Source organism: Pokkaliibacter sp. CJK22405 (genome assembly GCF_046614695.1).
Classification (GTDB): domain Bacteria; phylum Pseudomonadota; class Gammaproteobacteria; order Pseudomonadales; family Balneatricaceae; genus Pokkaliibacter.
The window spans coordinates 35,795-48,561 of the sequence record NZ_JBKKHQ010000015.1; the positions used below are offsets into that span (position 1 = coordinate 35,795).

At 53.6% G+C, this 12,767-nt stretch carries 10 protein-coding genes; 6 read left to right on the forward strand and 4 right to left on the reverse strand.

Annotation, left to right across the window (positions count from 1 at the left end; translation table 11 throughout):
• The first annotated feature begins 6 nt into the window (after positions 1 to 6).
• Together bamC and purC are read left to right on the forward strand one after the other, a co-directional pair.
• Positions 7 to 1,386, forward strand: coding sequence for an outer membrane protein assembly factor BamC (gene bamC / locus ACKC9G_RS11485; RefSeq protein ID WP_411405431.1), 1,380 nt, complete (start codon positions 7 to 9; stop codon positions 1,384 to 1,386).
• A gap of 82 nt (positions 1,387 to 1,468) precedes the next feature.
• Positions 1,469 to 2,185, forward strand: coding sequence for a phosphoribosylaminoimidazolesuccinocarboxamide synthase (gene purC, locus ACKC9G_RS11490; protein ID WP_411405433.1), 717 nt, complete (start codon positions 1,469 to 1,471; stop codon positions 2,183 to 2,185).
• A gap of 101 nt (positions 2,186 to 2,286) precedes the next feature.
• Here the strand turns inward: purC and ACKC9G_RS11495 are convergent, their stop codons facing one another.
• Positions 2,287 to 3,009 (reverse strand): SH3 domain-containing protein, encoded by a 723-nt coding sequence (locus ACKC9G_RS11495; RefSeq protein WP_411405435.1) that lies wholly within the window; start codon positions 3,007 to 3,009, stop codon positions 2,287 to 2,289.
• 259 nt (positions 3,010 to 3,268) lie between these two features.
• Between ACKC9G_RS11495 and ACKC9G_RS11500 the strand changes: the two genes are divergently transcribed.
• Positions 3,269 to 4,177 carry a dihydrodipicolinate synthase family protein gene (locus tag ACKC9G_RS11500; RefSeq protein WP_411405437.1) on the forward strand — a complete coding sequence of 303 codons (909 nt, stop codon included), beginning with the start codon at positions 3,269 to 3,271 and terminating at the stop codon, positions 4,175 to 4,177.
• Between the two features lie 77 nt (positions 4,178 to 4,254).
• Here the strand turns inward: ACKC9G_RS11500 and ACKC9G_RS11505 are convergent, their stop codons facing one another.
• The 3 genes from ACKC9G_RS11505 to ACKC9G_RS11515 all read right to left on the reverse strand — a co-directional run bounded on the left by ACKC9G_RS11505 (position 4,255) and on the right by ACKC9G_RS11515 (position 7,612).
• Entirely contained in the window at positions 4,255 to 4,914 is a 660-nt protein-coding gene (locus ACKC9G_RS11505) for a GntR family transcriptional regulator (RefSeq protein WP_411405439.1), read from the reverse strand.
• Between the two features lie 122 nt (positions 4,915 to 5,036).
• Positions 5,037 to 6,575, reverse strand: a complete 1,539-nt coding sequence (locus ACKC9G_RS11510) for an aldehyde dehydrogenase (NADP(+)) (protein ID WP_411405441.1) — start codon at positions 6,573 to 6,575, stop codon at positions 5,037 to 5,039.
• Between the two features lie 5 nt (positions 6,576 to 6,580).
• Positions 6,581 to 7,612, reverse strand: coding sequence for a 4-hydroxyproline epimerase (locus ACKC9G_RS11515; protein ID WP_411405443.1), 1,032 nt, complete (start codon positions 7,610 to 7,612; stop codon positions 6,581 to 6,583).
• Between the two features lie 135 nt (positions 7,613 to 7,747).
• Between ACKC9G_RS11515 and ACKC9G_RS11520 the strand changes: the two genes are divergently transcribed.
• The 3 genes from ACKC9G_RS11520 to ACKC9G_RS11530 all read left to right on the forward strand — a co-directional run bounded on the left by ACKC9G_RS11520 (position 7,748) and on the right by ACKC9G_RS11530 (position 12,567).
• On the forward strand, positions 7,748 to 8,980 hold the full coding sequence (locus ACKC9G_RS11520) for an NAD(P)/FAD-dependent oxidoreductase (RefSeq protein ID WP_411405445.1): 1,233 nt from the start codon (positions 7,748 to 7,750) through the stop codon (positions 8,978 to 8,980).
• Between the two features lie 309 nt (positions 8,981 to 9,289).
• Entirely contained in the window at positions 9,290 to 11,512 is a 2,223-nt protein-coding gene (gene amt / locus ACKC9G_RS11525) for an ammonium transporter (RefSeq protein ID WP_411405447.1), read from the forward strand.
• Between the two features lie 191 nt (positions 11,513 to 11,703).
• Positions 11,704 to 12,567, forward strand: coding sequence for an oxaloacetate decarboxylase (locus ACKC9G_RS11530; protein WP_411405449.1), 864 nt, complete (start codon positions 11,704 to 11,706; stop codon positions 12,565 to 12,567).
• Positions 12,568 to 12,767: the final 200 nt, after the last annotated feature.

Sequence of the window (12,767 nt, forward strand, 5' to 3'; positions counted from 1 at the left end):
TCCCCTGTGACATCCAGTACGATCAAATACATGAGTGTTGCTTTGGCCGTCAGTCTTCTGGCCGGTTGCAGCAGTAATGACACCAAGGATCAGAATCCTGATGCCGGCTTCTTCCAGGACAAACTGGTGAAGTATCAGGTTTCCAAAACAATGCCTAAGCTGCAGATTCCATCACATCTACAGTCGACCACTGGTGAGCTTGAAGACATTTATCCGGTCAGTAAAACCGATGAGACTGGCTCTGTATCTGAGCGTTATGGCCGTGCTCCGCGCCCGGTATTCTTCTACGCAGAGGTGGGTAACAATCAGGTCCAGATGGATCGTAAAGACGGGGAAAAGTTTATCTCCGTTGAGGAAAGCAAAGACAAGGTCTGGCCTCGTGTCGTTCAGTATTTTTCCTATAACGGCATCAAACTGGACAAGAAAGATTTTAACGATGGCATCATCGAGACTGACTGGCTGGTCCGTAACGATGAAGCGCCAGGTTTCATCGATGAGATGCTGTCGTATATCTACCTGACCAGTGATCAGCGTACAGCGGACAAGCTGCGCGTCAAACTGACCACTGTTGAGAATGGTCGTACACAAATCAGTGTTCAGCATGCTGCTGTGAACATCAAAACCTACGAAGAAGGTGATGCTAAGGCTGACTGGGGTGATGACACCACGTTGTCTTACAAAAACCGCGTGATGTATGAGCTGTTATCCTTCCTGAGCAGTGCCAAGGATGACCAGTCGGCAATCAGCTATCTTCAGCAGCAACGTGCTCAGCAACACCATGAGGCCCTGATGGGGCAGAATGAGCGTGGTAACCCGGTGCTGATGCTGCAGACCAGCATGACCAATGCCTGGAATTCATTGAACAAGGCTTTGGATGATAACCACTTTGATGTGGGCACTCGCGACAAAGAAACAGCGAAGATTTATCTGACTTATACCACGACCCTGAAGTTTGAACAGAAGAGCAAGGGCTTCTTTGAGTGGCTGCACTCTGACAAGGAGCCAATTACGCTGGATTCTGATTTGATCTCCAATGCTCTGGGTCTGGGCAATAAGGAAAAAGAGAAAAAAATCAGCTACTCCTCTGAAGGTAATACGGATGTCGACTCAGCCTCTGCTGATGCCGATCCGCTGGCCAAGATGGATGGTTACAAGATCTGGCTTGGCGGTCGTGTCCTTTATGTCTTCCGTAAAGATGGCGACAACGTTGGCTTCTGGGATAACAAAACCGGTACCTACAAGCATACTGGTCGTTACCAGCTGCACATGACCCGTACTCGCAAGGGCGTGCTCATCTCTGTGTATGACGAGAAAGGTGAACTTGCCAATCCGCAGGTCGCTGAAGAGATGCTCTGGAAGCTGAAAACCACTATTGCCGGTCAGTAACTGACCTGTTTAATTCACTGATATCAAGCCGCTTGTTCGCTCAAGCGGCTTTCCTATTCTGGATAACTGCCTGGAGACTCTCATGGAAAAGCGTGCTCAGCTCTATGCCGGCAAAGCCAAGTCCGTGTATGAAACCGATGACCACGACCTGCTGGTCATGCACTTTCGTGATGACACATCTGCCTTTGACGGTAAAAAGGTAGAGAAGCTGGATCGTAAAGGCATGGTGAACAACAAGTTCAACGCCTTCATCATGGAGAAACTGGTTGCTGCGGGTATTCCCTGTCACTTCGTTAAGCGCCTGAACGATACCGACAGCTTGGTTAAGCGCCTGGACATGATCCCGGTTGAGTGTGTTGTTCGCAATCTCTCTTCTGGCTCACTGGTACGTCGTCTGGGTATCGAAGAAGGTCTGGAACTGAACCCTCCTACCTTTGAACTTTTCCTGAAGAATGATGCCATGGGTGACCCCATGATCAATGAGTCGTACGTCGCGACTTTTGGATGGGCAGACCCTGAGCAGCTGGCGCGAGCCAAAGAGCTGACCTTCAAGGTTAACGAAGTGCTGAAAAAGCTGTTCTTGGACGCAGGTATTTTGCTGGTCGATTACAAGCTTGAGTTTGGTGTATTCAAAGGCGAAGTGGTGCTGGGTGATGAGTTCAGCCCGGATGGCTGCCGTCTGTGGGATGCCGAGACTCGCGAGAAGCTGGATAAAGACCGTTTTCGTCAGGGGCTGGGTAGCGTGATTGAGTCCTACGAAGCTGTTGGTCAGCGCTTGGGCATTGATTTCAACGCCTGATTGCTGCGCTGAACCAGAGCAATAAAAAACGCCCTTCGGGGCGTTTTTTATTGCTGAGTTTCATTTGGTCGTACTGGATAAGACGCCGCTGGTTCGGTGCTTTACTTGTCTTTAGGCTTGGCGCCGTTCACAAAACTGGCTAAACGCCACTCACCACCTTCTTTGGCAAAGCAGAAGCGGGGAATCTCCCAGAAGGTCACTAAGGATGAGTGCACATAAGCTTCGGGGAAGTCCTTGTAGACCACCTTCAGCCACAGATCCGGTGCAGAGGTGAGGATATTGGCTCTGGGAGACATCTTTATTTTGCTGCCTCGAGTGCTGCCAATCACCATCACATCACCGTTGCTGACTTCATGCAGAATGGAGGAGTTCAGGCTGGGCGCTGAGCGCAGGCGAACTTTTTCATCCCGAATACTGGCAAGGTAGTGCATGCTGGTATTTTTGCTGATGTCCTCAAGGGAGGGGAGTGGTGCCGGGCAAACTCCCCATGAGGTTTTAAACAGCAAATGAGGGTCGACTGTCTTTTGCAGATTCGCCCAGATGCTTTTTTTGAATTCTTCAGGAATTTCTGCAGGTAAAAAGACCCTGGAGAAGTTGTCCTTACCGCTTTGCTTACGATTGAAAATGCCGTCGGGGTCGCGCTCATAGGCAAAGTCATCGGCTACCAGTTTCATGACAGCACTACGATCCTGCTTTTCGATTGCCTGGCTCAAGTCTCGATAAAAGCGCGCAAATCCGTCATCTGGCTGAAACAGGGTTTCCTCTGCCAGAGAGAGCGGTGACGCTAATAACAATGCAAGACCGATGGCGGCTCGCCACGCCATAATGAACGTCCTCAGTAACGGCAAGTTGGTTCTGCTATGCAGAGTGAAGCAGTAGCACATTCTCGTGAATATGCCTTAAGTTGGGGCAGATAAGATAACTCAATCTGCTACTTAACCTCTAGCTAATTCCTGCAAATGCTTTCAGAAAATTTAAACCCGGCAAAGGTGTTATTCTGGCTTGACAGATTGCATGCAATATACAAAATAAAATATTCCAAAGAGCGCTTTGGCTCTTAACGGCAAGCATGAGGAAAGGGTGATGAAAGTGAACTGGCAGGGAGTCTATCCCGCAGCAACGACACAGTTTGAACAGGATGAATCCCTGAACCTGGCACGAACTCAGCAGGTTGTTGATGGTCTCATTCGTGATGGTGTCGATGGCATCATCACTCTGGGAACTGTGGGGGAAAACTGCTCGTTAAGCCCAGCGGAAAAGCGCCAGGTGGTCAGCGCGGTGGTTGAGGCCGTGGATGGCCGTGTTCCGGTCATTGCAGGAACTGCAGAGGCGACGACTGCTGAGGCTTGCCGTTATGTAGGGGATGTCAGTGAGCTGGGAGTCTCCGGTTGTATGGTGCTGCCTGGCATGGTGTACCGTTCAACGGATGAGGAGGCGGTGTATCACTTCAGCCAGGTGGCCAGTGCCAACCCGGACGTACCGCTCATGATTTATAACAATCCCGTTTCTTACGGCGTCGATGTGAAGCTAGAGATGATGGAGCAGCTGGCGACATTTGAGAATATCGTGGCGATCAAGGAGTCCACGACAGATACACGCCGAATCACGGAGCTGTATAGCCGCTTTGATGAGCGCTTTATTGTGTACTGTGGTGTGGATGATATTGCCCTGGAGTCCATTATGCTGGGAGCTACCGGCTGGATTTCAGGCCTGACGAATGCATTCCCGACAGAGTCGGTTGCACTCTTTAAACTGGCCAAAGCCGGGCGCTATGAGGAAGCCAAGGCGCTTTATCGCTGGTTCCTGCCTTTGCTTCGTCTGGATACTATTCCAACGCTGGTTCAGTGTATCAAGCTGGCGGAGCAGGTGTGCGGCCGTGGAACGGAGTGGGTGCGTGCGCCACGATTACCGCTTCAGGGGGCAGAGCGTGCACGAGTAACAGCGCTGGTTGAAACGGCATTGGCGACTCGTCCGCAGCTGCCCGGTTTCTGATGCCGGATAGATTCCGAACGGCTATAAAAAACGCAGGTAGCAGCCTGCGTTTTTTATTGGCGAAACCATCAAGACGCTTATTTCTTCAGCCACTGCTCAATAGCGACACCCGCTTCAATGATGTGGTTACGCAGCAGAGATACAGCGTCTTCCACCTTGCCTGCCTGACAGAGGCTTAAGAGTTCACGGTGTTCTTTCTCCGCTTTTTTGATGCCTTCGGTTAGCACTAGCTGCATACGGATATAGCGATCGCTTCGCATGTTCAGGCTGGCAATGACTTCCATGGTCAGCGGTTGATTGGCGCACTGGTAAAGCTTAGCGTGAAACGCCTGATTGAGTGAGCTCCAGTTCTCAATTTGGGTACCGGTATCCAAGGCATTGTCGAACTCAGCCAGAATTTTTTCTGCCTGACTGAAGGTCTCCTCAGTCATTAGCGGAATGGCTTTGGCCAGAATGTCGCTTTCAACCAGCGCGCGCAGGCCGAAAAGCTCGGCAATCATATCAGCTGAGGTTTCTGAGGCGGTGGCGCCTTTATGGGGCTCAAACTCGACCAGCCCCTGGGCTTCCAGCAGCAGTAATGCTTCCCGGACCGGAATGCGGGAGACATTCAGCTCTTTGGCCAGCGCATCCTGCCGAAGAGGCGTGCCCGCAGGAATCTCGCCGCTCAGAATTCGGTCACGAATGACTTCGGCTACCAGCTGCGTGCGGGTTTTGTGGACGGGAATGCTTTTGCTCATGAGTCCTTGTTCACTTCTGCTGTCGACGGGCCGGAACTGGCGCAGAAAAATTGCGCAAGTTTTACCCATTTTGTCGGGCATGGCAAACCGCCTGTCACAGACGTTTGCCATGGGCTGTTGTGCTAGGCCGTGATGAGTTCAGGTTCCAGTGACGAGGGATAATTCTGCAGGCAAAGCGGGCGGACAAAGCGCTCGATGGCTGCACTGCCTACCGATGTTGAACGAACATCCGTTGACGCGGGATATGGCCCGCCATGCTGCATGCTCTGACAGACTTCCACGCCTGTTGGATAACCATTGAATAGCAGTCGGCCCACCTGATGTGCCAGTGTTGGCAGCAGGTGTGATGCGAGCGGTGCATCACTGTCTTCCATGTGAATAGTCGCAGTCAGATGGCCATCGAGTTGCTGAATGACCTGCAGTAATTCATCTTCATCCTCACAACTGACGAACAGGGAGGTCGGGCCAAAAATCTCTTCTTCCAGTGCTGGCTCATCCAGTAACTCCGAGGCGCTGGTGTGCAGTAACTGCATCTGGGCCTGACCTGCAGATGGATACAGTCCCTTGGCCAGCAACTTGACGTTATTTAGAGACTGTCGATCCTTAAGCGCCTCGGTATAGTGCTCCGCCATGGCTGCGGTCAGCATCGTCTGAGCCTTTTGCTCCTTGGCCGCTTTGCCCACCTGCAATAAAAAAGCCTGCCACTGAGGCGAGTCAATACCGAGCACCAGACCGGGGTTGGTGCAAAACTGCCCGGCGCCCAGGCCAATAGAGGCACAAAGTTCCGTGGCAATGTGTTCACCGCGATTGTTGATCGCTCCCGGTAAAAGAACCACTGGGTTGCTGCTACCAAGCTCGCCATAAAAGGGAATCGGATCACGGCGTTTTACCGCCAGATCAAACAGTAAACGTCCGACTTTTTGTGACCCGGTAAAGCCAACAGCGCGTGTCAGCGGATGTTCGACCAGCAGCGCCGAAAGGCCCGGATTTTGCCCTTGCAGCAGGCTAAAACAAGCCCCCGGCAACTGATTGTCAGCCAGTGCCTGGCGGATCACTTCCGCACAAAGCGCAGAGGTTCCAGGGTGAGCAGGATGGCCTTTAACAATGACAGGGCAGCCAGCCGCCAGCGCTGAAGCGGTATCGCCACCCGGTGTCGAGAATGCCAGCGGGAAGTTAGAGGCGCCGAAGACAACAACCGGACCAAGAGGAATCATCACGCGCATCAGTGAGGGACGCGGCGGTTTGCGATCAGCATCGGCGTCATCCTGCACTGAAGCTGGCCATTCACCACTTTTCAGCAAGTCGGCAAACAGCCGAAACTGATTGCTGGTACGGCTTAACTCTCCTTCGAGGCGAGGAATCGGCAGCGCTGTTTCCAGATGCGCCCGGGCAATGATGGCGCCTTTGTGTGCTTCCAGTCCGGCGGCAATGGTTTCCAGTAACTGCGCACGCTTTTGACGAGAACACTGGCGATAGTGCTGGAAGGCTTCGTTGGCGGCGGAAAGCGCACTACTGACCTGCGGTGTATCAGCATTCAAAAATTCACCGGCCAGCGGTGTCTGATTACTCGGGTTCATCGCCTGAAAGGTCAGGCCTTCTGCCGTTTGCCATTGTCCGGCAATCAGGTGGCCTGTTGAGAAGCTCATGGTAATCGCTGTCATGAATGTTATTTCACCTCAAAGCCGTAAGCGTAGGGATCTTCACTGTCGACCCACAGAGTATTGTGGCCGATCACCCGTGCCCAACCGGCGATGCTGGGATTGATCGCGGCATAGTCGCCGACCTGAGTCAGGCTTTCGACGCGACCTTCAAAAAGACTGCCGATAATACTTTCGTGTACAAAGCTGTCGCCTGCATTTAGCTTGCCACGTGCGACCCATTGCGCCATACGGGCGCTGGTTCCCGTGCCGCAGGGAGAGCGGTCGATGGCTCCTTCGCCATAGAACACGGCATTGCGGGCATGGGCGCCGGGCTGAGTGGGTTTGCCTGTCCAGAGAACATGGCTGACCCCACAGACCGTCGGATCATCCGGATGAATGCAGCTTACTGCTTCATGAACCAGACGGCGGACCACCGGACTGTAGCGAAGTACTTCACCTGCGCTGAAGTTTTCAAGCCCGTTAAAATTCTTCTGCGGATCGACAATCGCGTAGTAATTGCCCCCGTAAGCGACATCGACCACCAGTTCGCCCAGCCCCGGACAATCAATCTGCACATCGGTATGCGCAAGATAGGCGGGTACGTTGAAGATGCGCACCTGGGTGACCTTGCTGCCTTCCTGCTGATACTCGATACGAATCTTGCCGGCGGGAACATCCAGTAAAAGCTGTCCCGGCGTGCGAGGTGTGATCAGGCCATGCTCCAGTGCAGAAGTGACGGTGCCGATCGTGCCGTGGCCGCACATAGGCAGACAGCCGCTGGTTTCGATAAAGAGAATGGAGGCATCAGTGTCGGTGGAGCAGGGCGGGTAAACAATAGAGCCGGACATCATCGCGTGGCCACGGGGTTCAAACATCAAGGCCTTTCTGATCCAGTCATGGTTGGCAAGAAAATCCTGACGTTTCTCGCTCATGCTACTACCTTTTAAAGCGGGGTAGCCGCCCGCAACCAGCCGCACCGGATTACCACAGGTGTGAGCATCAATGCAGAAAAATGTGCCTTCGCGCATGTTGAACCTCAGTGGAAGAGAGGAGTACATTGCTTTGCATGTTTGTATATTGTATGCAAAAAAGCAAGGCTAAAGACTGAACGCTTCATCTTGTCACTGATGGGGAGGGTCAGGGTCTTTTATTCCGGGTTTTCGGTGTACTTCACTCGCGTCAGGGAGCTAAACATGGGCGAGCACGTGGTCATTATTGGGGCGGGTGTGATTGGCCTGACCTCGGCTTTATATCTGCAGGCCAAAGGTCGGCAGGTAACGCTGATAGACAAAGCGCAACCCGGACAAGGCTGTTCATCGGGTAACGCAGGGCACTTCGCGACTCAGCTGGTCATGCCTTTGTCCAGCCTGAGCATGATCCCGGAAATTCCCCGGATGCTGCTTGACCCCAAAGGGCCGCTTGCGATTCGGCCGGGATATTTCCCCAAAGCATTGCCCTGGCTATGCCGCTTTATGAGTCACGTTCGGCCATCATCACAGCGGCATATTGCCGGGCAGTTAAATTTGTTAAACAAAGCGGCAATGGCGGCGTGGCAACCTCTCTTTGAAAGGACAAACGCCAAACATCTTATTCGCCACGAAGGGGCGCTGCTCGCTTTTGAGACGGCCAAAGCCTATCAACAGGCTGATGCTTTTCACGCCTGGCAGGCCACGACCTATGATGTTCCCTATCAACGCTGGAGCCGTAATGAGATTGAAGAGCGTGAGCCTGGGCTGGCTGCTTCTATTCGACACGCGATTTATTATCCGGAAACTCATTTTACGCTCGACCCTCTGCGTTTAAGCCAGACACTATTTAGCCATTTCACACGTGAGGGTGGCCGCTTTATTCAGCAGGAAGTACAGTCCGCCACGGTGGAAGAGGCTGGCGTCATGATCAACGGTGTAATTCAGGCGGATCAGCTGGTTATTGCGCTCGGGGCGCACAGCAAACCCTGGATCAAACAGCTGACGGGCGTGAGTATTCCGCTGGAAAGCGAGCGGGGCTATCACCTGATGCTGCCGGACGAAGGCCATGTCTTCCATCGCCCCGTTACCTTTGCCGAAAAACGCTTTGTACTGACACCGATGCAAGACGGTCTGCGATTGGCAGGGACGGTGGAGTTCGCCGGCTTGCAACGGTTGCCGGATATGGCGCGGGCGACGATGCTCAAAAGTCTGATTACGCCGTTGATGGCATCCCGGCCCGGCCGCTCAGGACAGCTCTGGATGGGGCATCGGCCAACCTTGTCAGACTCCCTGCCCATCATTGACCGTGTTGGGCCGCAGGGCCGGGTGCTTGTAGCTGTTGGGCATCAGCATCTTGGCCTGACGCTGGCGGGCATTACCGGAAAACTGATCAGTGAGCTGGCCTGTGATGATCAAACGACTCTGCCAACAGCCGCGTTCAGGTTAAAGCGGTTTTAGTATTCGCCTTCGGCCAATGAATACGCATTAACTTCCTTGTGACTAAAATGACTTTGTTTTATTAATATTTTTACCGATATTTCAATGATTTGTTTTACTTCCGCTCTAAGGAAATCCCGTAAAAGCCTTTCAGGAATTTGATCTGAATCAAATTAGTCTAGGTTGGAAATAAAACTCTTTCTTGTGTCGTCATACGTGCTTCGCGGCAGGGAACATTTGTAATCAACTTGTGACATAACGAGTTATTGCAAATTGTGCATTCCATGCGTTGTGAACGCGTCTCAGCTTTAGACCGACAGGAGAAAGAAAATGACGTCTGAAGTGGTTCAGAGCCATCTGGATCTTATCTGGATTATGGTGGCCGCTGCGATGGTCATGTTTATGCAGGCCGGTTTTACCGCGCTGGAGTCGGGCCTGACCCGCGCTAAAAACACCATCAACGTCGCCATGAAAAACATCACCGACTTTGTGCTCGCGATTTTGCTGTTCTGGGCGGTGGGTTACGGGTTGATGTTCGGCAGTGATGTGATGGGCCTGTGGGGCGACTCCATGTTTGGCCTTGAAGGTGCGGATCAACCCATGGATTACGCTTCCTTCGTCTTTCAGGCCACCTTCGCCGGTACCGCGGCGACTATCGTTTCCGGTGCGGTAGCCGAGCGCATGCGTTTTCTTTCCTATGCGGTGATCAGTATCGTGCTGTCTGCTCTGATCTATCCCATTTCCGGCCATTGGATATGGGGCAGTGGTGGCTGGCTTTCCGACATGGGTATGGTCGATTTCGCCGGTTCCACCGTTGTTCACTCCGTTGGAGCCTGGGTCGGTCTTGCCGGCGCGATTCTGCTTGGGCCACGTATCGGCCGTTTCTGTCCCGAAGGCAAACCGACGCGTATGAGTGGCCACAGTCTGGTACTGGCGGTAATTGGCGTCATGATTCTATGGTTCGGCTGGTTTGGCTTTAATGGCGGTAGTCTGCTGAAAGCCGATATGGAAGTGGCGAAAATTATCGCCAATACCATGCTGGCCGCGGCGGCCGGCGGTGTGATCAGCCTGCTGCTGGCAAGTACCGGCCGCAGTGGTCATATCCCCATCGAGAAAGTGCTGAACGGCACGCTGGCGGGCCTTGTCGGTATCACCGCAGGTTGTGCGGTGGTGAACACTGGCGGTGCCATTATTATCGGCCTGACCTCCGGCCTGATTGTTTACTTCGCTGAAGACTTCATTCTGAAAGTGCTGCGCATTGATGACCCTGTCTCCGCTATCGCCGTGCATGGTGTGGGCGGTGCCTGGGGAACCCTGATGCTGGCGGTGGTTGCGCCTGCAGAAAACCTGCCTTTAAAAGACAATCTGGATCAGCTGGGTGTGCAGGCGATTGGAGTAATATCGGTCTTCTTCTGGAGCTTCCTCACCGGCTTGCTTTTGTTCGGCGTAATGCGCTTTACCAAGCGCCTGCGTGTGGATGCCGATGCCGAGCACATGGGCCTGAATATCCATGAGCACGGCGCCACGTCGGGCTTGCTGGAAACCATGGAAGCGATGCGCAACATTATTGAGGCGCATCGTAGTGGTAAGGGTGAGGGCGACCTGACCCGCCGTATTGAAGTGGAGATTGGTACCGAGGCTGGTGATATTGCTCATCTCTTTAACCTGCTGATGGACACCTTCCATGACACGGTGAAGGAAATCAAAGGCAGCGTGAACTCTATCAGCAACGCCGCGTCTGAGCTGGACAGCTCCTCCAGTGCGCTCAATTCCGATGCCGCGCACCAATACCAAAACGTCCAAAGTATTTCTGAAGCCATGCAGCGGATTGCCGGGGCGGTTGAGGCTATCAGCGGCAGTGCGCTGCTGGCTGTTCAGCATACGGAAGAAGCGGTGGAGAAAGCCGAAGCGGGCAGTCAGCTGGCTAATCAGTCGACCCAGTCAATCCATAAGCTGGCGGAAGATGTTCACCATGCCGGTGATGTGATTGATGCGCTGGTTGAGGACACCAACTCTATCAGCGAGATTCTCGATACCATTCAGACCATTGCTGAGCAGACCAATCTGCTGGCGCTGAATGCGGCGATTGAAGCGGCCCGTGCCGGTGAAAGTGGACGTGGCTTTGCGGTTGTAGCGGATGAGGTGCGCAATCTTTCCACCAAAACTCAGTCGGCGACCACGCGCATTGAGCAGGTGGTCACCAACCTGCGTGACCGCTCCGCCAATGCCAAGCGCGTGATGCAGGGAAGTGTGGCGGCAGCTCGTCAGTGTGTGGATGTCTCGCGGGAAACTGATGAGCACTTGCAGGCTATCCGGGATGTTGTCGAGCAGATTCATGACCTGTCTCAGGATGTGAGCCAGTCGACTCAGACGCAGAGCGAGTCGATGACGCAAGTCGCGCAGAGTGTTGCCCTCATTGAAGCGCAGACCCAGCAGTCGGCCTCGCGCGCGGGAACCTCGCTGTCGCTGAGTCAGCTGCTGGCGGAAATGGCCGGCAAGCTTGAGCGTCTGACGGCGAATCTCATCGTCAGGGAAATGCCACAGTCTGCGTAATTGGCGCAGACCTTTGAGCCCCGCTTCGGCGGGGCTTTTTTTATCAAGACTCTGTTGTTATAGGGAAAATCAGGAAAAGATTAGGGCAGCGAGGAAATTTTGTTACTATGCTGCTACTTAAGTCTTAAAAATTGCCCGCATCACGAGCCTGAATGTGTGCTGTGGTGGCGGAGAACCTACTGGAACCCTCTATGCAACGCGCCACTCATCACCAGCTTCGCCAGACATTTCGTGAGTTACTGGCAAGCGATCAATGCTATTACACCGCTTCTGTTTTTGATCCTATGTCTGCCCGCATTGCCGCTGATCTCAACTTTGAGGTTGGTATTCTTGGCGGCTCAGTGGCTTCCTTACAGGTGCTGGCGGCGCCGGACTTTGCCCTGATCACCCTAAGTGAGTTTGCCGAACAGGCAACCCGCATCGGTCGTGTCGCAACCCTGCCTGTACTTGCAGACGCTGATCATGGCTACGGCAACGCTCTCAATGCCATGCGTACTGTGGTTGAAATCGAGCGTGCGGGCCTGGCAGCACTGACCCTTGAAGATACTCTGCTGCCTGCTAAATACGGCCATAAGTCCACTGACCTCATCACTCAGGATGAAGCCGTGGGCAAACTGCGCGGCGCCCTGGAAGCACGCGCCGATTCCGACATGTCCATCATCGCTCGTACCAATGCTGGCGTGCTGACGACCAAGGAAGTGATCTCGCGCGCGAAGGCTTATCAAAAAGCCGGTGTCGATGGCATTTGCATGGTCGGCGTGAAGGATTTTGAACATCTGGAAGCCATTGCTGAAAACGTCAGCATCCCGATGATGTTGGTCACTTACGGCAATCCGGCGCTGAACGATAAAGCCCGTCTGGCATCACTGGGTGTTCGCATCGTGGTGAATGGCCATGCAGCGTACTTCGCGGCGATCAAGGCGACCTATGACTGCCTGCGTGAAGAGCGTGGCGTTGCCGCCAGTGAACTTTCAGCTTCTGAGCTTTCCCGCAAGTACACCCAGCCTGATGAGTATCGTCAGTGGGCAGCGGACTACATGGATGTGAAAGAGTAAGCCGCATCCCGCGATGTTGGCTGATATGTTCCTGTGAGCTGATAGGTTCCTGTGGATAGTCCCGGCAGACAAACACACTTGCAGCGGCTAATTCACTGGCGCTAAGGTTGAAAAGGCGAGCATCTGGCTCGCCTTTTTCGTTTCTGTGGAATAGTGCCTCTGACCATGCCGCGTGCTGAGTCTTGAGACTACCGGTCGTC